A 21,760-nucleotide genomic window follows, 5' to 3' on the forward strand; every position below is an offset into this window, starting at 1 on the left:
AAAAAAAAAAAACACACGATCTTTTTAATCCTAGCCCAGGAAACCGATTGATCGTGTGTTTTGCTGTGGGACAATATATTCTATGTCGCTTTTATATTTATGTGCTACTTCCCGTTTATATTCATCTCAATTATCATAAATAAAGACGGTCTTACCGTTTTAATCTTAATCGGCTCTTCAAAAATTTCCATGCCATCTTTTTCTGACATAGCAATGTTATTAATCATAGACTCACCTTCTAATTGAATCAGATAAGCTTGTCTATTTTTTAAAATGTCAAAATCAAGGTCTCGATTAGCTTCAACTTCGCTAACCCAAATATTAACCTCTTGATGAATTTGAATGGGAGCCTCATGTTCCAAGTCACTCACGATTTTTTGCCATTGATTAAATCGTTGCTCTCGCTTAAAGCATCCATATTCTACTTTTGGTGCCACATTTTTTTGATTCGGTCTAATCCAGAGTTGAATCATACGAACTGGTTTTTCTCCCCAATTAAATTCCGCATGCTCCATTCCACTACCTGCACTCATATAATAAAGTTCCCCACGCGTTAATTTCTTTGGCATCCCAATCTTAGGGGTATGTGTTAACTCCCCTGAAATCATATAAGTGATGATTTCTACGTCTTTATGTTTATGTAAATCATGCCCACTATTTACATGCAAAATATCATCATTAATAACACGGATTACGCCAAACTTATTAATATAGGGTTGGTAATAATCTGCATAAGAAAAATGAAAAAGACTTTGTAACCACGTGTGATAGGCTGTCCCTAAGAGGGTATGGTCTATTTTTTTAATCATGCTGCCCCGTCTCCTCCCTCAACTAATTGTGCAATATACCCCATTCTATCATAAATCGACCCAAAACTTTACTTCCAAATTCAAACAAACCTTAAAATCATTGAATCTTTTGCAAAACTTAAATGATACTCCCTCTTGCTAATAGCTTTTAGTTTTGAATCTTATTTCTGTTTATGATGACTTCTCACTTCATCAAACTAGTATTTTCTTTATCATCAGATAAAAAAAGAACGTTAAGACTCATTGAATCTTCTCGTTCCTCTTTTGACTTACTTATTCATTTAGTTTGAAAATTTAAGCATACTAATCCAAGCTTCAACATCTTCAATAGAATGAGTACGAAAAGCATCCTTATACGGTTTCGATAATGGATGAAATGCCGTATAATTTTCAAGCCAGTTTTTTAACTCTAATAACTCTCTTAGAGTCAACTGATCCCACTCATCTGGATTTTCATTTTCTCGAACCAGGTTTAAAGTCATTTCATTCATGATATAGGCTTGTGAAAGAATTTTCAACTTAATAGGGTCTGTTTGTAAAGCAATTCGAATTAAACAAACCGTTGAAATATTATTCCGATTCAGAATCCATTCTCCACCATAAGAATCTTTGAAAAAGATAGACTCATGAATCCCAACTTCTTGTAAAGTTTTAGATTCTTCCAACAATTCTGTTTTAAGTGGTGGAATGATTAGCAACTCTCTTGGAAATAGCTCGAGGAGTGCAGAGACATTCAAAGGTTGAAACGCTGTATTGATTAATCCAATTTCAATATTTGCCTGCAGATAATGCGAGAGAACATCGCGAATTGTGACTTGGTTATCTAAAAATTTTTCTTTTAAAAGCGTTGGACAGGTCCAAAGAAATCCAGGCGTTTTTAAAAATAACTCCTCTTGATTGGGTACTCGTGGCATCGGTTTAAAATTCAAACAGCCAATGGCAAATTGAAACTCTCGCAGTCTCTTCACAACGACTCCATAAGGGAATAGCTCCGTGGATTCAGGATAATAAACTAAAGCATCAAATTCAAACACATCTAATGGCGTTTGTGCATCAATTGGAATCATTTATTTTCACCTTTACTTTTTTATTTTTATTCAACCTACATTATAACTCAAAAAAAGAGACGTTTATGCACTAAATACAAAAATCGTCTCTTTTTTTAATCTAATTAACTAAGTATTCTTTATAACGCATCAATAATGTTCTTAATTTTCTCATTGCTTTTGCTTCAATTTGACGAATACGTTCACGTGTTACGCCTTCAATCTCACCGATTTCTTCTAATGTTTTCTTCTCTTCACCATTTAATCCAAAGCGATGAATAATCACAAATTGTTCGCGTGGATTTAAACTTAAAATCATTTTATCCATGTATGCTTTTAAATCTTCATCCATCGCTTGTTTTTCAGGATTATCATAAATACGCGACATTCCCTCAACTAACATTTCATTTTCATTTGAAATTAAATCTTGAAGTTCAGTATCTTCGTCTTCTTTAGATACAAATCCATTTAATGATGTTGGCTTTAACATATAAGTCTGCACACGCTTAACCGCTTCGTATTTTTCAATTGGAATTTTTAATTCTCCACATAAATTATCTACATCAACGGGTTCATCTTCTTGGTCCGCTTTTTGTTCATATCGCATGACCTGATTAATCGATTCAAACATATGAACGGGAATTCGAATCGTGAACCCTTCATCTGCAATCGTACGAGTTACTGCTTGTTTAACCCAGTAAGTCGCATAAGTTGAAAAGTTATTATCAAATGTAAAATCAAATTTTTCAATGGCTTTCATTAACCCTTCAAGTCCCACTGAAAATAAATCATCGTAATCTAATTTATGATGATAAAACTTTGTATAACGTCCAATAATTTTATGAACTAAATTGGTGTTATTAAAAATTAACCATTCAAGTGCTGTTTCATCATTTTCTAAACGGTATTTTTTTAAATATTCTAAATTATGTTGATACTCATTGGTATGTTTACGCATTAATAAATTATGCGCACTTCCTGCTACTGGACTAATTGTTGATTTCGTTTCTTCCATTTCCATCTTGCTATTAATCTCCCCTCTCATTGAGTCATTAATAACGTTTTTTCTTTTTGTATTAGTACGTTTCTTTTGATTCATTGCCCCCATGCTATTCATCCGATACGTCCTTTCTTTTTATCGAAATCAAATCCTATTCATCTCATAATTTACGGCCAATGACATTGAGCCAAACGACTTTATTTCCTTCATCTCTTAATTCAGTATGACTCCAAGCTGTCTCAATCTTTAATCCACCACATTGGCTAATTAAGTGATGAAATTGCGACGGTGAGTAATATTGAAAAAATCGTCCGTCTTCAACCCCACTTCCTTCCCCTTCTTTCACTGAGATATAAAATACACCCTCTTTTTTCAAACTCTCTCTTATTTTAATTAAAATTGATGGTAACTCTTTAGCGCTAACATGCAATAAAGATGCACAGGCCCAAACACCATCGAATTCTTCGTTAAATTGTATGTCTTCAAATAATTGATTTAAGACAGGTTGTCCAAGTAAAAGACTAGCTTGCGTCGCTAATTCCTTCGACCCATCTACAGCTACGATTTGATATCCATTTTGTTTAAAATAGTAACTATCACGACCTGATCCACACCCTAAATCTAAAATCAATCCCTCCTTTTTTATAAACGGTAAAAACTTTTTATAAGTCGCGCTCAAATCTGCTTTAACCGTTTGAAAAAAGTATTCCTTTGCATGTTGATTATAAAAGTCTAATGTCATCTTAGCACCATTTCCCTTCTGATTATATTAATTTCTTTCAATAATTATCACTCTTTTCTCACATAATAATATCAAAATTCCAAATCAAATATAATGGAATTTTGAAAGGAAGATCTAAAATGGGTAAAAATGAAATGGGTTCTCCAATGAACGCCTCTATGCAAAGTGTTAAAGAAAAATCAGATGTGGAGTTTGGAACAGGTAACGTGGCTGATGTTCGTATCGATGTAAAAAAATCAACGCCTGAAGCCGCCCGTTATACAGAATCTGCCAAAACTAGACGTACACGTCAAATGAATCAAAAACACTAACTTACATCCCCTACGAAAGTAGGGGATTTTTTATTTCATCAAGAGGAACGCAAGTAACGTCACGATGAATTGACTTAATAGATTAACCCAATCATTATTCATCAATGACCAACCGCCTACTAAATTCGTTGGTTGATCATGATGAAGACGTCGCTCTGTTATAAGGTGGCACTCCACACATTCATATTTAGGTTGGATTAAACTCCCCAGATAACTATCTAGAATTGAACCTAGGATTCCTAGGAGACAAACACTTAAAAATAGCGTGCCCCAAGTCTGTGATGAAAGGCTAAAAACCGTCAACCAAGTGGCACTAAAACTAGCAATTAAACAAGCACCAGCAATTGAAGCAAGGGTTCCAATAACTGAGACCCCACCTGATAACCCTTTATCTAATGGCTTAAAATTTAAAATAGAGCGAGGTGGATGTGAGCTTAAAACACCGATTTCTGATGCCCATGTATCTGCCGTTGCACTGGCTAAACTAACAGCCGTTGCAACTAAAAAGACTTCTTCGTGACTGATTCCATAGCCTAGGCAACAAAGCGCTGGAATTCCACCGTTACATATGATTTGAATGCTATCTCGCTTAGCTCCTTTTTCATGCAAATGATAGAGATGATATTTTCTTTCTTCCTTGTAGTAAGACCACCACATCGAACCAATAAAAAATAATCCTAACAACCCATATCCATACATGCCGCCACCTAATCCTATTAAAATGCCTACTATTAAGGCCAAAATAGCACCGGATAAAGTTAGAGCTTTCGCTAAATAGGCAACTACTGAAAAGAAAATAGTTCCTATTAAAATTAAAAAGAATTTCATTTTTTACCTCATTTGTCCATTATTTGTATAAATATCATTTTTTCTTATCATAATATAAGCAAATGACTTTGGGAGTGATGATAATGTCTTCTAAACAATTTAAAGAAAGTAAAATTAAGTTTACCGTCTTTTTCTATTTATCTATTTTACTTTCTATCTTTTTCTTATTTCAAATTCGCTATACACTGAACGTTTCAATCAAAAACTGGGATTTAACACAATATACATTGCTTATTTTAGTTGGATGCTTCTTATTAATTTGTATCCTAAGATACCATACTTTTTCATTAGAATTAAAGCAAGAAAAAGAAGTACTTGATTTAGAAATGAAGCAATTAACGTTTAAAAAATCTCAACTAAAAGATAAAATCGCATCCATGAATCCCTATGATTTTGGGGAACTTGTTGCTGATTTATTCCGTGCTAAAGGTTATAAACGCGTCTTTTTAACCCCACACATGAATCAACATTTTTATGATCTTGAAATGTATTTAGATGACGACAAAGTATTGGTCTCTTGTTTATTAGGCCAAAATCAAAGCATTGGTCAGGCTTACTTAGATCGTCTTTACTTAAAAATGAAACAAAACCAAGTGAATCACGGAATTTTTGTTACCCTTGGAACTTTTAATCCTGAATGCTATAGCTTCATTCAAAATAAACCGATTGAAATCATCAATGGTGATGAATTAATTGAGACGTTTGTGTTAAATCCAACTATTTAATTTTCTTGATTCAAAAACTTAAAATAGTTTTCACAAAATTGATTCCATAAGACTTCATATTCCGTTTCTGAAATAATCGGAAGATCGTAAATGGAGTCTTTTTGTTGTTCTTTACAAAACAAAACAAAGTCCTCAATATATGCATCTGTTTCTTCTTCATATGCATAAACTTCTTTAATGTTTAACAACTGTGCTAGCTTCAATCGAGTATGTCCATCTAGTGCAACCCATTGACCCTGAAACTTTGTTACAGGAATCAAAATATCTTTGTCACTTTTAACCCAGGTTGCTAACTCTGTTAACTTTTTTTCATTAATATAAAATTGGCTCGGTTGAATCTCACTTAATAACACTTTAAATCGTTTTTTAGGAGGAGCCTCGTATAAAAGAGTGCCTTGCTGATCTTTTATGACATGAATAAAGCCACTGTAAAACAAAAATTCCTCAATGACCTCGTCTAAATAATGGTCAGTACTCGCATATAATAACGCTTGTTCTTGATTTAAAATATCAAATGCGTATTCATAGACCTCATCTTCTTCTTGAATCTTAAAACACGTATGATGAAGTTGAAGATGAACCTGAAACATTGAACTGCCACTCGGTACTTTTTCAATTTTCATCACTGACCCTCCCCATCGAAATACCTTTTTATTAACGCATCAAGGGCTTCTTTCCCATAAATCCAATCATTCATAAACGTCGATAAATCATAGGATAAAACATTTTCAGCTAGTTTTTGAAAGTCATTAAAATCAATGGGGTGCTTTTTAGAGGTTTGAATAAGTAATTGAATAAATCGATTAAACGTTGCTTCTCCCATTAACGATTCTAACGCTGCTAAAACAAACGGCCCTTTTGTATAACTATTATACGAAATATTATATTGACCGTAATCACAAATCGGTTCGAGATTTAGACGATCATATTGAACCCTTTGCAAAAAAGATTGTCGATAGGATTCCATTTTTTCCTCATATCGGGTTATTCCATAAAATTTCTTGATTGCAATGGCTTCAAAATAGGAGGCAAAGGCCTCGTCAAAGAAACGCGTTTTTCTCATTTCATGGTTCACACGAGGATTCCACCCATGTCCAATTTCATGATAAAGATGTGTGTGATCGTATTCACCTTCTTTAAATCCATGCTCTTCCATCAATAAATAATCTTCGCCTGCTTGAGAACCAAATCCCTCTTTAATTTCAATGATACTAAATGGTACCACCCGTTCACAACATCCAAATCGTTGTTCAAATAATTCAAAGACTCGATTTAATTCTAGTATAACTTTTTCATATGTTCTCTTGACATCTTCTTCAAAGACAAATAACCGAATAGATTCAGTTTCAATGATTTGATACTTGGCCACACAAATGTCAATTCGCCACATTTTGCGATGACTTTTATAATGATACGTTTGGAATTGAGGTGTTTTTTCAACCCCAATGAATCGTCCCCCACTAGCTACCACATAAGGCATTGGAACGGTGACGTATATGTCATAATGAAATTCATTTAAAATTCCAAGTCTAATGCTTTCCTCATTCGCCTTCGCAAGAATCGGATAAACGAGACAATCATTTCGAAGGATTGAAAACTCAGGTGAAAGCGAATCTTTAATATATGGAAAAATTGATTCATAGCCACTGATTGTTCCCTCATACTTGATCTCTAGTTCGTCAATATCTCCTTGAGGTAAAAAGACTTTGATTTCATTGACTTGATAATTGGTCTGAACTGTTTTAATTTCCTGTTCAAAAGATAAGAGCGCACCCTGCTTCAACCTAATTTCGAGGACTTTTAACTCATGATACAATAAGAAAAAAAGCGTTGAATCTTCAGATTCCCCCTCTATTTGAATGATACTTCTTCCTTTAAGTTTTTCATCATGTCGCAAAACATCAAGACTCAACTGATAATGTAAAATTCGATTCATCGTTTCCCTCCAGTCTTGAACTGTTATCTCAAACAACATTAACCTTATTTTACCACATTACCTTCTGCTAGGACTGTTTGTTTTGTTTAAATTCGGTAATTTTTCAATAAAAAAACAACCCTTTCCTTGAGTGGTTTAGTGAGATTGACGACTAACTTCTAAAATAAAATCTGATGCTTTTTAGAACCACCTAATTGATGAAAACTTTTGGCCAGTTGATTGACCTTTTCTTTGTATCTTGAATCCTGAATAACGTTTAAAGTCACCTCTTTAATCACTTAAAAAATAATTGATCAACGCTCTTTAAACTCAAAGTTAAGTTTAATGGCATTAAAAGACTAATTTTTTTAAAATCCTTCAAAATCCATGTTTAGCCCTTGCATTTCCTTTTAAATTATGTTAACCTTATTTACCCCACTATTTAGAGTTCTCAATATGCTTCTTTTTACCAACATTCTTTCATGATTTATGTTTTTAGTATGATTGCATAAACTTTAAATAGGTAATTGACGATTTTTGAATCGGAGTGATTAAAATGTTTGAAGAATTAATTGAAAAAGCGGAAGCCGTTTTAAAACCAAGACGACTATCATCTACTGCTGAAGCATCAAGTGTTGCCGCTGCTATTTTAACGAAAGAAGGTCATATTTATACAGGAGTCTGTATTGATACAGCTTGTTCAATGGGATTTTGTGCTGAACATTCAGCTGCTGCTGCCATGATTACAGCTGGTGAAAGTGAAATTGTTAAAATGGTCGCAATTAACAAGCGTGGAAATATCCTTCCTCCTTGCGGGAGATGTCGTGAATTTATTAGTCAATTAAATGATGCGAACATTGAGGCTGAAGTCTTAATTAATCGTCAACGTGCGGTTAAACTGATTGATTTATTACCTTATGATTGGCGTCAATCAAAAATGTCCGAAGTTGAATAAGAACTTCGGACATTTTTTGATGCTATTTAATTAAAGATTGCATGTCTAATGGCATTGGAATACTGAATGATAAGTTCTCCTTTGTCATTGGATGCTGCATTTGAATTTTTGCTGAATGCAAGGCTTGGCGTTTTAATTTTCCTACTTTAGCCACCCCTCCATATAAGACATCCCCTAGTAATGGATGTCCTAAATGACTCATATGAACTCGAATTTGGTGTGTACGCCCTGTCTTAAGTTCTAATTCAACGAGTGAATACGTCTTAAATTGTTTTTTGACTTCATATAAAGTCACAGCTTGATCCCCATTTTTAGCGACACGACGTCTGGCACGATGATGGCGATCCTTTCCGATTGGAGCATCAATACGCCCTTTTCTCGTTTTCAGATTGCCACTGACGAGAGCTAAATACCAACGTCTAATTTGTTTTTCAGATAATTGATAGTCCATTAAGCTATGCGCCATAAAGTGTTTGGCAAAAATGATGCCACCACTTGTATCAGTATCAATCCGATGAATATAACGAATCCGCTCATTGAAACCTTTTTGCTCATAATAATAGGCTACGCCATTCACCAACGTATTTAGTCCATCTTTTTGATCAGGATGTACCATCACTCCCGCCGGTTTATTTAAAATGAGTAAATGTTCATCTTCATACACAATATCAAGGTTCATTTTTTGTGGCTTGAAGTCAATCCCCTCTGATTCAAAGACGGGAATTAATAAGATATCGCCCACTTCTAGAATTTTATTAAAATCAGCAATCTGAGCATTTAGTTGTACCTTTTTTGACATATATAACTCATGAATCTTTTTACGAGCAAGATGATACGTCATCAAAAAGTCTCGGATACTTTGCCCGGCTTGTTTTTCTTCTATTTCAAATCTTAAGTTATTTGCTTCACGAGTTACGTTCATTTCTTCCACCACACACTTATTTTTTGATTTGTCTGACCACGCCCAACACATCCTCTTTAACATCTATAAATCCGATGGCACGTGAATCTAAACTATGATTTCGATTGTCCCCCATGACAAACAGTTTTCCCTCTGGGACACGCCATGTCTTTGACCCTACTTCAATCATCGTTTCATTCAAGTAAGGTTCATCAATTAATTTCCCGTTCACATAGACGCGATGTTGATCAATTTTAATCTGATCACCACTCACCCCAATGACACGTTTTAAGAAAAATTTATGCTGATTTTTAACATGTGCATTAAAGGCAATTAAGTCGTTAATTTTAGGTTCTCGCCTTTTGTAAGCACGACGATCAATCAGAACAATTTGATTATGTTTAATCGTTGGAACCATTGACTCACCACGTGCTAAAGCAATTCGAACAAATCTTGAAATCGCATATCCAATCATTAAACTAACGCCTATTTCAATCACATCATCTAGGAATGTATTTTTTTCTTCCACGCTCATTCACCCCATCTTATTTGACTCTTTTTATTATATCACATCACACCCGATTAAAAAGAATGGATATTTTTATGAATTCTTTTTATATTTTCCAATCTATGCTATGCTATACATAATCTGATTTTAGATGACCAAACTATAGACAAACAAAAATTGGAGGGTTTATTATGCGTACTGTTGTCGATCGTTTTATCAAATATGTTTCCTTTGACACAAAATCAAATCCTGAGTCTACGACGACTCCTTCCACTCCATCACAATTAGCATTTGGTGATGTATTAGTTGAAGAGTTAAAAGAATTAGGCTTACAAGACATTCAAAAGGATGAAAATGGCTATATTTATGCGACATTACCTGCAAATTGTGAATCAGATGCGCCAGTCATCGCTTTTATCTCTCATATGGATACAAGCCCTGATTTTAATGCTGACCATGTTAAACCTCAAATTATCGATTACCAAGGGGGAGACATTATTTTAAATCAGGAAAAAAACATTGTCTTATCCCCAACTGACTTCCCATCTCTTAATCAATACGTGGGTCAACAGCTCATTACAACAGATGGAACAACCTTACTTGGGGCAGATGATAAAGCAGGAATTGCTGAAATTATGACAGCAATGGATTATTTAATTCAACACCCTGAAATTAAACACGGAACGGTTAAAGTAGCATTCACCCCAGATGAAGAAATTGGACGTGGCGCTGATCACTTCAAAGTTGAAGAATTTAAGGCTGATTTTGCTTATACGATGGATGGGGGTGTTCTAGGTGAACTACAATATGAATCCTTTAATGCGGCGGGCGCTAAACTTACCATTCATGGAAAAAGCGTTCACCCAGGGGATGCTAAAAATAAAATGATTAATGCGGCGTTAATCGCCACTGAAATTGCAAACCAATTCCCCGTGAATGAAACACCACAACATACAGAGCATTACGAAGGATTTTACCATTTAATTGACATTAGTGGTCACTGTGAAGAAGCCGTTTTAAAATACATCATCCGTGACTTTGATACGGAGCAATTTAATGCACGTAAAAAATTCGTCGAAAAAGTGGTTCAAGACTTTAATCAAAAGTATCCGTCTCATACAGTCGAACTTGAATTAAAAGACCAATACTATAATATGAACCTTCATATCAAAGATAAAATGCACATTGTCGAACTTGCTAAAAAGGCATTGATTGAAGTTGGGGTTGAACCGTTAATTGTTCCAGTTCGTGGTGGTACAGATGGTTCAAAATTATCATTTATGGGGTTACCAACGCCTAATCTCTTCACAGGTGGACATAACTTCCACGGAAAATTTGAATATATTCCAATTCCTTCAATGGAAAAAGGAGTAGAAGTCATTGTTAAAATCGCTGAATTAGCAGCAAAATAAAATATAAAAAAAAGTCATCCTTAAGATGACTTTTTTTATATTCGATGAACTCCGAACAGTTGAAGAATCGTAATTCCGATAATTTTCAAATCAAAAGCTAAACTTTGATGCTCGATATAATATAAATCTAGTTTAAATTTTTCTTCCCATGTTAACTGTTTGTGTCCATGAATCTGACTCCATCCTGTCATCCCAGGACGGACGGCATGTCTTTTGATGCGAATTTGATTTTTTGAGGGAATTGCTCGAATTAATACCGGACGTGGCCCTACCAAACTCATGTCACCTTTTAAGACATTGAAAAGTTCTGGCAAATCGTCTAAACTATATTTTTTCAAAAAAGCTCCAATGCGTGTTAATCGTTGCGTTGGCTTTAACAGATGCCCTCGTTCATCTGTTTCATTTGTCATGGTTCTGAAGCGATACATCGTAAATAGTTGTTCATTTAATCCTGGATAACGATGTTTGTAAATGATCGGCCAACCTAAATCACATAGAACAATCACGGAAAGGATGAGATAAAGTGGTGAAAGTAATACCATTAACAATAATGAGATTTCAATATCAAATAAACGTTTCAACTTAACCGCCTCCCCTTTTAACGATTAGTTTTTCTTCCTAATTTAATTATAAACGTTTTCATAATTTTTGCCATATTTTTTCTGTTTATATTATTACTTTATGCAAAATTCTTTCTTTTTTGACGACTTATTACCTAGCTACTTTGCAATAGGTAATTAGAATTTCAAGTAAAGGACCTGATATGATCTCATAACAAGATATTCTCATTCAAACTTAAAAAGATGTTAAAGACTAAGTCCTTAACATCTTTTTTCATTATTCACGGAATTGACTGTTATATAGATTAGCATAGAAACCATTTGCAGCTAATAAAGTATCATGATTTCCACGTTCAATGATTTCACCTTGATTTAACACCAGAATTTGATCGGCATTTCGAATCGTACTTAAACGATGAGCAATCACAAACGTCGTTTTACCTTCCATTAAATGTAACATCGCTTTTTGAATTTCAACTTCTGTTTTCGTATCAATGGATGACGTGGCTTCATCTAAAATGAGAATAGAAGACTGTGCTAAAATCGCACGAGCAATCGCGAGTAACTGACGTTGTCCTTGAGAGAGATTACTTCCATTATCGGCTAAGATGGTGTCGTAACCGTCTGGTAATTGCATAATAAACTGATGAGCATTGGCCATCTTTGCCGCATGAATCACCTCATCATCATTTGCACTTAAACGACCATAACGAATGTTCTCACGAACCGTTTCAGAGAATAAGTAGGTATCCTGTAAAACCATCGAGATACTTTGGCGTAAACTCTTACGAGTCATCCCATTGATGTTTTCACCATCAATTAAAATCTCACCACTCTCAATATCATAAAACTTCGTTAGTAAATTAATAATTGTCGTTTTACCCGCTCCAGTTGGTCCTACAATGGCCACCGTTTCACCACGGCGAGCATGGATTGAAGCATCTTTTAAAATCGTTTTACCGGTATCATAAGAGAACTTAACACGGTTTAAGATGACATCACCATCTAAATTTTCAACGTCCTTAGCATCAGCTAAATCTTCTTCAGGCGCTTCATCCATAATATCAAAGACTCGCTCTGCTCCAGCTAATGCAGACTGAATCGTATTCGCTAAGTTTAAAATTTCATTGATTGGTCTTGTAAAGTTTCGCATGTATAAAATAAACGTAAACACAATTCCAACCGTCATATTCATTCCTGATAAAATAAAAATTCCACCAAAAACAGCAACAATTAAGAAGGTAATATTATTAATAAAGTTGTTGACAGGTCCCATAAATCCTGATAAAGCTTGGGCCATCACTGCACTTTTCGTTAGTTTTCGGTTAATCGTTGCAAAGTTTTCCTCAGCAAATTCTTCTTGAGAAAATAAGAAGACTGCCTTTTGACCTGAAACCATTTCCTCCACATAGCCATTTAACTCCCCTAAATCTTGCTGTTGCTTCACAAAGAAAGGTTGAGTTTTCTTGACTAAAAAGCGTGAAACTAAAAACATCAACGGTGTCGTTAATAAGCCAACGATGGTTAACGCTGGGCTCAATAATATCATAGCCACTAACATTCCAAGAATCATGATAATACCTGAGAATAATTGGGTAATGCTTTGAGATAAGGTCATGTTAATGTTATCAACATCATTTGTTAAACGACTCATCAAATCTCCACTTGAATGCGTATCAAAGAAACGGAGTGGTAACTTTTGTAAACTACTAAATAGATGACGGCGAATTTTTGCCGTTGTTTTTTGCGATAAAGTTAACATGATTAAGTTTTGAATGTAGGTTGCTAAGACACTAATAACATACATTCCCCCAAGCATTAAACAGATTCTTTGAAGGCCTGATAAGTCACCTGGAATAATATAATCATCAATAATATCTCCATATAGACGAGTCGCTAAGACACTGATGAGTGTTGTAATAATACATAAAATAAAAACAATGATAATTGCAAGTTTTTGATTCCCAATATAGCCAAGCAAACGTCTAATGGTATGCTTAGGATTTTTAAGTTTTTCTTTTTGATGTCCAAATCGAGCACCAGGTCCGCCTCCAGGGCCACCTGGGCGAGGTCCAAATGATGGTTGTGGTCTACTCATTCATAACCGCCTCCTCTCCTAATTGTGAAATGGCAATGCTACGATAAATCTCATTCGTTTTTAATAATTCTTCGTGGGTTCCAATCCCTGAGACTTGACCATGATCAAGGACGATAATTTGATCTGCATCCATAACTGCTGAAATACGTTGAGCAATTAAAATGACGGTACTATCTTTCATACGCTCTTTAATCGCACGTTGTAATTTACTTTCAGTCGCCATATCTAAAGCGCTCGAGGCATCATCTAAAATTAAAATTTTAGGATTTCTAATTAACGTTCTGGCAATTGAGACACGTTGCTTTTGACCACCTGATAAATTTTTCCCACGTTGTTCAACCACCGTATCATAGCCATCTTCTTTTGTCTGAATAAACTCTAAAGCTTGAGCATCTATTGCAGCCTTATTTAATTCTTCCTCTGTTGCCTCATGATATCCAAATTTGAAGTTTGAAGCAATCGTTCCTGAGAATAAGATGCTTTCTTGTAGTACGACCCCAATTTGATCACGTAAATCTTTGAGGCGAAGAGATTTAACATTCTTCCCACCAATTAAAACTTCTCCTTCTGTTACATCATAAAGGCGTGGAATTAAGCTAATTAAAGAACTTTTCCCTGATCCTGTTCCTCCAATAATTCCGACTTGTTGCCCTTGTTTGATATGGAATGAAATATTTTTTAAAACCTCTTCACTGTGATCATGATATTTAAAGGAAACATTTTTAAATTCGATATCGTAGGCATCTAAGTGTTGCGGGTGATTCGATTCTTTAATGCTTGATTCAGTTTTTAAAACTTCATTGATACGATCAGCTGATGCTTTTGCACGTGATAAGTTCATCGAAATCATAATGACCATCATCATCGACATCATAATTTGAGTTAAGTAGTTAATGAACGCTAAAATTTTCCCTGTTTCAAGCAAACCATCGTTCACGAGATATCCTCCGTACCATAAGACGGCAATCACGCTAAAGTTAACGACTAGCATCACAACTGGATTTAATAAAATCATGAGTTTTTGCGCTTTAATACTTTGGTTCATTAAATCATCATTTGTTTCATCAAAGCGTTCATGTTGTTTTTCTTCCATATTAAAGGCTTTTATTACACGTACCCCAAGTAAGTTTTCACGCATCACATTATTTACATTATCAATTTTTTCTTGCATGGTTTTGAATAACGGGAATGATTTTGACATAATTAGAGCGACAAAGATTAAAATGATTGGAATAGCAACGACTAAAATAATCGATAATTTATGACTTAATCGATAAGCCATAAATAGTCCCCCAATACATAAAAATGGCGCACGAACTAAGATTTTTAAAGCCATTAAAAACATCGTTTGAACTTGAGTAATATCATTTGTTAAACGCGTGATTAATGAAGATGTTTTTAAATGGTCAATCTCTAAAAAGGATAAACTTTGAATTTTTGAAAATAATCCCTCACGAAGATTTTGACCTAAATTCAGGGCAGCAATCGTGGCAAAAATCCCACATCCAACTCCACCAAGTAAACCGATGATGGCAAAGATTAACATTTTAATCCCTGTTGCTACGACATAGGCATAGTCATTATTTGCAATCCCGATATCAATAATGTTTGAAAGTAGTGTCGGTAATGATAAGTCCATCGCTACTTCTACAAGCATTAAAAGAGGTGCTATGATAGCACATAAAATAGCATGCCCTTTTAAGTATTTTAATAAATTACTCATCGTGTTGAGACTCCCTTCCCTTTAAATTTTGACAAATTCGATTTAAATACTCGACTGTTTTTGCTTTTTCTTCTTCTGTAAATCCCTTAAATGAATCTTCATCTATTTGTTCAAATACTTTTTGAACCATGTGTTGACGATTCTTTCCCTCATCTGTTAAATACACATTTAAAACACGGCGATCTCTATCATTTGCTTGACGATATATTAAGCCATTGCGTTCTAAATGCCCCAGTAAACTTGTAGCTGTAGCAGGTTCTATATGACAGTGTTTCGCTAATTCTTTTTGAGAACAACCATTGTGTTCACATAAGAAATCTAATATTTTGGGCTGACCTACCGTCAAATCAAGCTTCGTAAATTGTTCATGACAAATCGTACGATGAGCTTTTAATGTTTTAAACAAAACATGATGTAAATGTTTAGATTGATGAGGATTCATAGGTATGATTCTCCTTCCGCTTTTATATAATTAGATATCTAATTATTAGCTATCTAATTAATAACATAGACTATTTAGATTGTCAATCAATCCCAAATATATTTAAAAAACAGCAAATAAACTTGCTGTTTTTTTTATCTTATAAACTTTGCGTGCTGCCATTCGTAAGGAAATAGAGCTAAATAAGTCGGCTCTAAATACCGTTCATCAATTAACATCACCGTTCCTCGGTCTTCATCTGTTCGAATCACGCGCCCGACTGCTTGCATGACTTTATTAAATCCAGGGTAAACATAAGCGTATAAGTAACCTTTTTGGAACTTTTCTTCAAAGTAATCACGGCGTTGCTCAGTCAACGGATTGATTTGAGGCAATCCTACTCCTACAATCAATGACCCAATTAAACGATCTCCAATCAAATCAATTCCTTCGCTAAAGATACCTCCTAGTACACAAAAAGCCACTAACGTTGTGACATTCGTTTCATTAAACTTTTCTAAAAAGGCATCACGCTCTTCTTCACTCATATCCCGCTGCTGAAAAAGTAACTCTTGCTCATCCTGAACTAACGCAAGGTAAGCCTCATAAACCATTTCTAAATATTGATAGGAGGGTAAAAAGACCATATAATTACCAACTCGTTGTCTCGTCACATGATAAATCATCTGAATGAGATGAGCAAGTGAACGCTCACGTTGCTTATATTTTGTCGAAATTCCGTGCTGAACATATAAATCAAGATGCTCACGTTTAAACGGGGATGGTAAAAAGATTTTTTCACACGCCTCTTCATGAAGTAGCACCGTTTGATAATAATCTAGTGGATGTAGCGTCGCTGAAAATAAAATGGTCGAGCGAACTTTCTCCATTTTCTCACTCAAATAAAGACTTGGATTTAAACAAACGATACTTACTTTGACCTCAATGCCAAACCGTTCATAACGGACTCTAAAACTTTCATTAAAATAGTCTGAGATTCTTAAAAATTGATGCAATTCAAAGTATAAATTCATCAATTGTGGTTTGTATTCTGTGTCCTGATGCTGATACAAATACTTCTCTAGGACGTCAAGTAAATCTTGGGCACGATTTAAAAAGGATAAGTCCATATCCTCTTTAAATAAATCAAATACTTTCTTTTCTTCTAATTCATGACGATACTCAATAAATTTCATGTTTAAATTAGCGAGTGACTTAGATAAGCCTTTATGACGGTCTTTAAATAAACGTTTAAGCTCTTGAATTGGTTCTTTTGACAAACTCGCACTATACATCTCACAGGCTCGATCATATAAGTTATGTGCCTCATCAATGAGCGCAATATGAGACGAAGGTTCCTCAAAGAAACGTCTTAAAAAAGCGCGAGGATCAAACATATAATTATAGTCACCAATAACCGCATCACTAATTGACGCCATGGCAAGTGAAAACTCAAATGGACAAACTTGATGTTTTTTAGCATAGGTTTCAATTCTTGAGCGATTAAACAGTTGTTCTGATTCGAATAAATCTTTAGTTGCCTCGTTAATACGATCAAAATAACCTGCGGCATAAGGGCAAAATTTCGGATCACATTTGACTTCATCCATAAAACAAATTCTTTCTTTAGCAGTGATAGTGGTCACTTTAGCTTGCCATCCACTTGCATGGCAACGGTCAAATGCTTTCTCTGCCACGTCCCGTCCAATCGTTTTAGCGGTCAAGTAAAAAATTTTTTGTTCTGTGTTACTTAACGCTTTAATACTTGGAAAAATAGTTCCCATTGTTTTTCCGATGCCGGTTGGCGCTCTTAATAATAAATTCTTTTTTTGCTTAATGGTTTGATACACGGCACCTGAGAGTTCACGTTGATATTCACGAAATTCCCCAAATGGAAACTGAAGGGTTTTGGCTGTCTTTAATTTTAACTGCATTGATTTTAATAAAATAAAATACCACTGTAAGTAAACCTCTAATGTGTGATTCATGAAAGGTTCTAACTCATCAAGTGTATATTCTTGATCGAAAGCCCGCTCCTCTGTCCCGTCTAAATTACAATAAATTAACCGAACGATGACTGAATTTAGCTCGGGATGTTTAAGTAAATATAAATAAGCATAGACTTTGGCCTGAGCATAGTGTACCGGACGGTCATTTTCTTCAATGAGCTCTAATCGTCGGGTCGTCGATTTTATTTCTCCAATAATGATGCGTTCATCTCGATGAAGTAATAGATCCATACGACCACTTAAAATAACATCGTGTTCTTGATGCTTTACACTCATTTCGAGATAAACTTCGCACTCCTCATCAAGATATTTTTTTTGAATTGCTTGATGAGCATTTGTCCCATGCTGTGCACGATTAGCTTGAAAATATTCTAAGTTTAAATCGCCTTGTTGGTAGACATATCCCACCACCTCTTTAACACCTTTTTGAATCACCATATTTCTCACCAAACTTCATTTTTATTATTCATCATATCATTTTTTTTGACATTATCCTAGCTAATAAATTGTTCCACCTTCATCAAAAAAGTCACCTTAGCTTAACTAAGATGACTTTTTCATTATTTAATTTGAATTCGCGTCAGAATCCGTTCGATGAATGCTTCATCTTCGATTAAATCTAATTTCCAACAAATTTCTTTATGTAAAGTTTTGAATTCCTCTAGAATCAGGTCGACCTTTTCTTTTAAATCCTCTAGCGTCCCCTCAACACGCCAGCTGATTAATTTCTCCTGTTCTTCAGCAGTTAAAATTGACTCTGGACCCTCCATTCTAGACCAATTCAAATAATGATTCGGGACTTTTCCAGCTTTAAGAATCCACATCGTTGAAATTAACCAACGCATCCTATCTAAGCTATGTAAGGTTTGATACGATTCACGGGCATTGATACTTCGATAAAGTTCATAGTAACTAGCGAAGAATTTACTACGCCAATTATCTAATGCTTCATAATTTAACTGGTACGCGCTACATTCAGACTTTTCAGCCACATAGTTCATTAAACCATATGGGTCATACGCCACTTCAATTTTTTTATGATGCACAGATGGCTTTACATCTTTTGGTTCATATAACTTTAAATGTAGTTTCACTAAGCTATCATATTGAACCACTAATCGTGTGACATCATAGTAATCCTCTTCATAAAATAAAACTTTTCCCCAAGCTGCAACCAAAGAACGCTTATGTTTAACAAAGTTCTCATAAAAAACGGGCTGCACAACCACACTTAAATAAATCTCTTGATGGTTAACTGAATGTTTGGGAAATTCGTAAAAATAGGCCATAATGTGATGGTGATGTTCTAAATCATTTTCAATGACATCTAGCATGTCCTCGCGCTCTAAGTCAATTTTAATCCCATCTGTCGCTAATAACTCACCCTGCTTCATTCTATCCCCTCCGGAATATGTAAATATCTGTCATTATATCACATTTTCCGTTGAATAACTATCACCTTTTTCTTTTTTTGTAAACCCTTTTATAAATCATTCAACTGTTCCCCTTGCTCAATAACTTCATATCCTTTTGCATTGACGTGTTTGACTCTCATCATCCAGGTCTGAGTGCTATAATCTCGCTCAATCTCATTTGCAATCACTAAATCATAGTTAAGCCTTAACAAAAACTCATCTCTTTTTTTAGAAACCACTTCAATTTGATTTAATGTACACTGACAGTCAATCTCTTCATATCCAAATTTTTGTTTTAATTCATTGATATGCTCATTCAACAATGCCTGCCCAATTTCCTTTAAATCCTGTTCCGCTTTTTCTTCGCGACGTTTTAACCAAACTCCTCCAATGACGCCAATCCCAAGTAAAACACAAACACTTGATTTTACCCAAATTTCGTTATATTCCACCTTTTTTTTACGCTTCATGTTCATCCCTACCTAAAAATTTTGCATTTCACTTCATTATAAGAGAGAAAAAGTGCAAATATACAAGAAACTTAGCAATTCCACGAAATTTTCCTTGTTTTTATCCTTAGTTTACATTCTCAGTATCTAAGTCTTTATGAACGTTAACCCTCTCTTATGACAAAACAGACAGAAATCCACGATCCAAATCATCTTTTACTTCTCCTTATAAAGAAAAATAACATCATTAAAGGATGTCACTTTCCAATCAACAACAAGCTCTTCATCAAAAGGTGGCACTTTCATAAAATAAGAAAAAGCATGAAAGCTCTTTAACAGGCTTTCATGCTTTTTTAACTAAACTAAACGAGTGGTCCACTTTTCTCCATCCCAAATATCTGTCACCACATCACGATAGAATTCAGGTTCATGGGAAATCAGTAACACACTTCCTTTATATTCTTTAATGGCACGTTTTAACTCATCTTTCGCATCAACATCTAAGTGGTTCGTTGGCTCATCGAGAATTAAAACATTTGATTCACGATTAATTAACTTAGCAAGGCGAACTTTAGCTTGTTCTCCTCCACTTAAGACCATGACTTTACTTTCAATGTGTTTCGTTGTTAATCCACATTTCGCTAACGCAGCACGAGCTTCCCCTTGTGTTAAATGAGGAAACTCATCCCAGAACTCTTGTAAACATGTTTTATCTTTTCCACCTTTGATTTCTTGTTCGAAGTAACCAATGTGTAAAAATTCTCCACGTTCAACAGATCCTGAAATCGGTTGAATTTCACCTAAAAGGCTACGAAGTAGCGTTGTTTTCCCAATTCCATTTGCTCCGCAAATCGCAATTTTTTGCCCACGTTCCATTGTTAAGTTTAATGGAGATGATAATGGCTCACCATATCCAATCACTAAATCTTTTGTTTGGAAAATATAACGACCGGCTGTACGAGCCCCTTTAAAGTTAAACTCTGGTTTTGGACGCTCAGAAGCTAGCTCAATCACTTCCATTTTATCTAATTTCTTTTGACGTGACATCGCCATATTACGTGTTGAAACACGGGCTTTATTTCGAGCAACGAAATCTTTTAAATCAGCAATCTCTTGCTGTTGTTTTTTATAAGCAGACTCTAATTGTGCTTTTTTTGCTTCATAGATACGAACAAAGTTATCGTAATCTCCTACATAGCGGTTTAATTCTTGATTCCCCATGTGATAGATTAAGTTAATTACACTATTTAAGAATGGGATATCATGAGAGATTAAAATAAAAGCATTTTCATATTCTTGTAAATAACGAGTTAACCATGTCACGTGCGCCTCATCTAAGTGGTTCGTCGGCTCATCAAGTAATAAGATATCTGGCTTCTCCAGTAATAATTTCGCTAATAATACTTTTGAACGTTGTCCACCACTTAATTCTGAAACATCGCGGTCAAGTCCAATATCTTGAAGTCCTAATCCTTTAGCCACCTCTTCTACTTTTGCATCGATGACATAGAAGTCATTGTTTGTTAAAATATCTTGTAAAACCCCGACTTCCTCAAGAAGTTTATCCATCTCATCAGGATCAACTTCTCCCATTTTCATATATAAATCGTTAATTTTAGCTTCCATATCAAATAAATATTGAAAGGCTGTTTTTAACACATCACGAATGGTCATACCAGGTTGTAGTGCCACGTGCTGATCTAAATATCCAACACGAACATTACGTGACCATTCTACTTTCCCTTCATCTGGCACTAATTTTCCAGTAATAATATTCATAAATGTTGATTTACCTTCACCATTTGCTCCGATTAAACCGACATGCTCACCCTTTAATAAACGGAATGATACATTTTCAAAAATCGCACGATCCCCAAACCCATGACTCAAGTTGGTAACAGTTAAAACACTCATCGTGACTCTCCTTTCCCAA

At 34.9% G+C, this 21,760-nt stretch carries 21 protein-coding genes; 4 read left to right on the forward strand and 17 right to left on the reverse strand.

Annotated elements, in window-relative coordinates:
• Window positions 1–104: 104 nt before the first annotated feature.
• The 4 genes from J6D32_RS02710 to J6D32_RS02725 form a co-directional block, all read right to left on the reverse strand.
• Complete coding sequence (locus J6D32_RS02710) at window positions 105–809, reverse strand: pirin family protein (RefSeq protein WP_006784870.1); 705 nt, start codon at window positions 807–809, stop codon at window positions 105–107.
• 281 nt (window positions 810–1,090) lie between these two features.
• A complete protein-coding gene (locus J6D32_RS02715) occupies window positions 1,091–1,876 on the reverse strand; it encodes a hypothetical protein (protein WP_006784871.1) in 786 nt (261 codons plus the stop codon).
• A gap of 100 nt (window positions 1,877–1,976) precedes the next feature.
• A complete protein-coding gene (locus J6D32_RS02720; RefSeq protein WP_006784872.1) occupies window positions 1,977–2,972 on the reverse strand; it encodes a sigma-70 family RNA polymerase sigma factor in 996 nt (331 codons plus the stop codon).
• Window positions 2,973–3,015: 43 nt separating this feature from the next.
• On the reverse strand, window positions 3,016–3,597 hold the full coding sequence (locus tag J6D32_RS02725; RefSeq protein WP_006784873.1) for a class I SAM-dependent DNA methyltransferase: 582 nt from the start codon (window positions 3,595–3,597) through the stop codon (window positions 3,016–3,018).
• Window positions 3,598–3,716: 119 nt separating this feature from the next.
• Between J6D32_RS02725 and J6D32_RS02730 the strand changes: the two genes are divergently transcribed.
• The gene (locus J6D32_RS02730; RefSeq protein ID WP_006784874.1) at window positions 3,717–3,908 is read left to right on the forward strand and encodes a hypothetical protein; all 192 of its coding nucleotides are present in this window, start codon (window positions 3,717–3,719) and stop codon (window positions 3,906–3,908) included.
• Between the two features lie 30 nt (window positions 3,909–3,938).
• Here J6D32_RS02730 and J6D32_RS02735 read toward each other — a convergent pair whose 3' ends face one another.
• On the reverse strand, window positions 3,939–4,736 hold the full coding sequence (locus tag J6D32_RS02735) for a DUF92 domain-containing protein (RefSeq protein WP_287467254.1): 798 nt from the start codon (window positions 4,734–4,736) through the stop codon (window positions 3,939–3,941).
• An 83-nt stretch (window positions 4,737–4,819) separates the two neighbouring features.
• Between J6D32_RS02735 and J6D32_RS02740 the strand changes: the two genes are divergently transcribed.
• Window positions 4,820–5,461 (forward strand): restriction endonuclease, encoded by a 642-nt coding sequence (locus J6D32_RS02740; protein ID WP_006784876.1) that lies wholly within the window; start codon window positions 4,820–4,822, stop codon window positions 5,459–5,461.
• On the opposite strand, the gene J6D32_RS02745 is transcribed toward J6D32_RS02740, so the two are convergent.
• Window positions 5,458–6,084: a hypothetical protein gene (locus J6D32_RS02745; protein WP_006784877.1), complete on the reverse strand. Its 627-nt coding sequence runs from the start codon at window positions 6,082–6,084 to the stop codon at window positions 5,458–5,460. The two genes, J6D32_RS02740 and J6D32_RS02745, sit on opposite strands and share 4 nt — an antisense overlap.
• Window positions 6,084–7,397: a M1 family aminopeptidase gene (locus tag J6D32_RS02750; RefSeq protein WP_287467255.1), complete on the reverse strand. Its 1,314-nt coding sequence runs from the start codon at window positions 7,395–7,397 to the stop codon at window positions 6,084–6,086. The genes J6D32_RS02745 and J6D32_RS02750 overlap by 1 nt, the downstream gene beginning before the upstream one ends.
• Before the next feature lie 535 nt (window positions 7,398–7,932).
• Between J6D32_RS02750 and J6D32_RS02755 the strand changes: the two genes are divergently transcribed.
• Entirely contained in the window at window positions 7,933–8,331 is a 399-nt protein-coding gene (locus J6D32_RS02755; RefSeq protein WP_009607312.1) for a cytidine deaminase family protein, read from the forward strand.
• A 22-nt stretch (window positions 8,332–8,353) separates the two neighbouring features.
• Here the strand turns inward: J6D32_RS02755 and J6D32_RS02760 are convergent, their stop codons facing one another.
• Together J6D32_RS02760 and lepB are read right to left on the reverse strand one after the other, a co-directional pair.
• Complete coding sequence (locus J6D32_RS02760; protein ID WP_006784880.1) at window positions 8,354–9,253, reverse strand: RluA family pseudouridine synthase; 900 nt, start codon at window positions 9,251–9,253, stop codon at window positions 8,354–8,356.
• A 16-nt stretch (window positions 9,254–9,269) separates the two neighbouring features.
• The gene (lepB, locus tag J6D32_RS02765) at window positions 9,270–9,761 is read right to left on the reverse strand and encodes a signal peptidase I (RefSeq protein ID WP_009607315.1); all 492 of its coding nucleotides are present in this window, start codon (window positions 9,759–9,761) and stop codon (window positions 9,270–9,272) included.
• Window positions 9,762–9,931: 170 nt separating this feature from the next.
• Between lepB and pepT the strand changes: the two genes are divergently transcribed.
• A complete protein-coding gene (gene pepT / locus J6D32_RS02770; protein ID WP_009607314.1) occupies window positions 9,932–11,152 on the forward strand; it encodes a peptidase T in 1,221 nt (406 codons plus the stop codon).
• A 35-nt stretch (window positions 11,153–11,187) separates the two neighbouring features.
• Here pepT and J6D32_RS02775 read toward each other — a convergent pair whose 3' ends face one another.
• The 8 genes from J6D32_RS02775 to J6D32_RS02810 all read right to left on the reverse strand — a co-directional run bounded on the left by J6D32_RS02775 (window position 11,188) and on the right by J6D32_RS02810 (window position 21,741).
• Window positions 11,188–11,733, reverse strand: a complete 546-nt coding sequence (locus J6D32_RS02775; protein WP_006785844.1) for a sugar transferase — start codon at window positions 11,731–11,733, stop codon at window positions 11,188–11,190.
• Window positions 11,734–11,989: 256 nt separating this feature from the next.
• A complete protein-coding gene (locus J6D32_RS02780; RefSeq protein WP_055164098.1) occupies window positions 11,990–13,810 on the reverse strand; it encodes an ABC transporter ATP-binding protein in 1,821 nt (606 codons plus the stop codon).
• On the reverse strand, window positions 13,803–15,533 hold the full coding sequence (locus J6D32_RS02785; protein WP_009606184.1) for an ABC transporter ATP-binding protein: 1,731 nt from the start codon (window positions 15,531–15,533) through the stop codon (window positions 13,803–13,805). Before J6D32_RS02785 ends, J6D32_RS02780 begins: the two co-directional genes overlap by 8 nt.
• A complete protein-coding gene (locus tag J6D32_RS02790; protein ID WP_006785841.1) occupies window positions 15,526–15,975 on the reverse strand; it encodes a MarR family winged helix-turn-helix transcriptional regulator in 450 nt (149 codons plus the stop codon). Before J6D32_RS02790 ends, J6D32_RS02785 begins: the two co-directional genes overlap by 8 nt.
• A gap of 134 nt (window positions 15,976–16,109) precedes the next feature.
• Window positions 16,110–18,401 carry an ATP-dependent DNA helicase gene (locus tag J6D32_RS02795; protein ID WP_006785840.1) on the reverse strand — a complete coding sequence of 764 codons (2,292 nt, stop codon included), beginning with the start codon at window positions 18,399–18,401 and terminating at the stop codon, window positions 16,110–16,112.
• A 122-nt stretch (window positions 18,402–18,523) separates the two neighbouring features.
• On the reverse strand, window positions 18,524–19,357 hold the full coding sequence (locus J6D32_RS02800; RefSeq protein WP_006785839.1) for a hypothetical protein: 834 nt from the start codon (window positions 19,355–19,357) through the stop codon (window positions 18,524–18,526).
• A gap of 89 nt (window positions 19,358–19,446) precedes the next feature.
• On the reverse strand, window positions 19,447–19,848 hold the full coding sequence (locus J6D32_RS02805; protein ID WP_006785838.1) for a hypothetical protein: 402 nt from the start codon (window positions 19,846–19,848) through the stop codon (window positions 19,447–19,449).
• A 336-nt stretch (window positions 19,849–20,184) separates the two neighbouring features.
• Complete coding sequence (locus J6D32_RS02810; protein ID WP_006785837.1) at window positions 20,185–21,741, reverse strand: ABC-F family ATP-binding cassette domain-containing protein; 1,557 nt, start codon at window positions 21,739–21,741, stop codon at window positions 20,185–20,187.
• Between the last annotated feature and the right edge of the window lie 19 nt (window positions 21,742–21,760).

Source organism: Turicibacter sp. (assembly GCF_017941855.1).
Classification (GTDB): domain Bacteria; phylum Bacillota_I; class Bacilli_A; order MOL361; family Turicibacteraceae; genus Turicibacter; species Turicibacter sanguinis.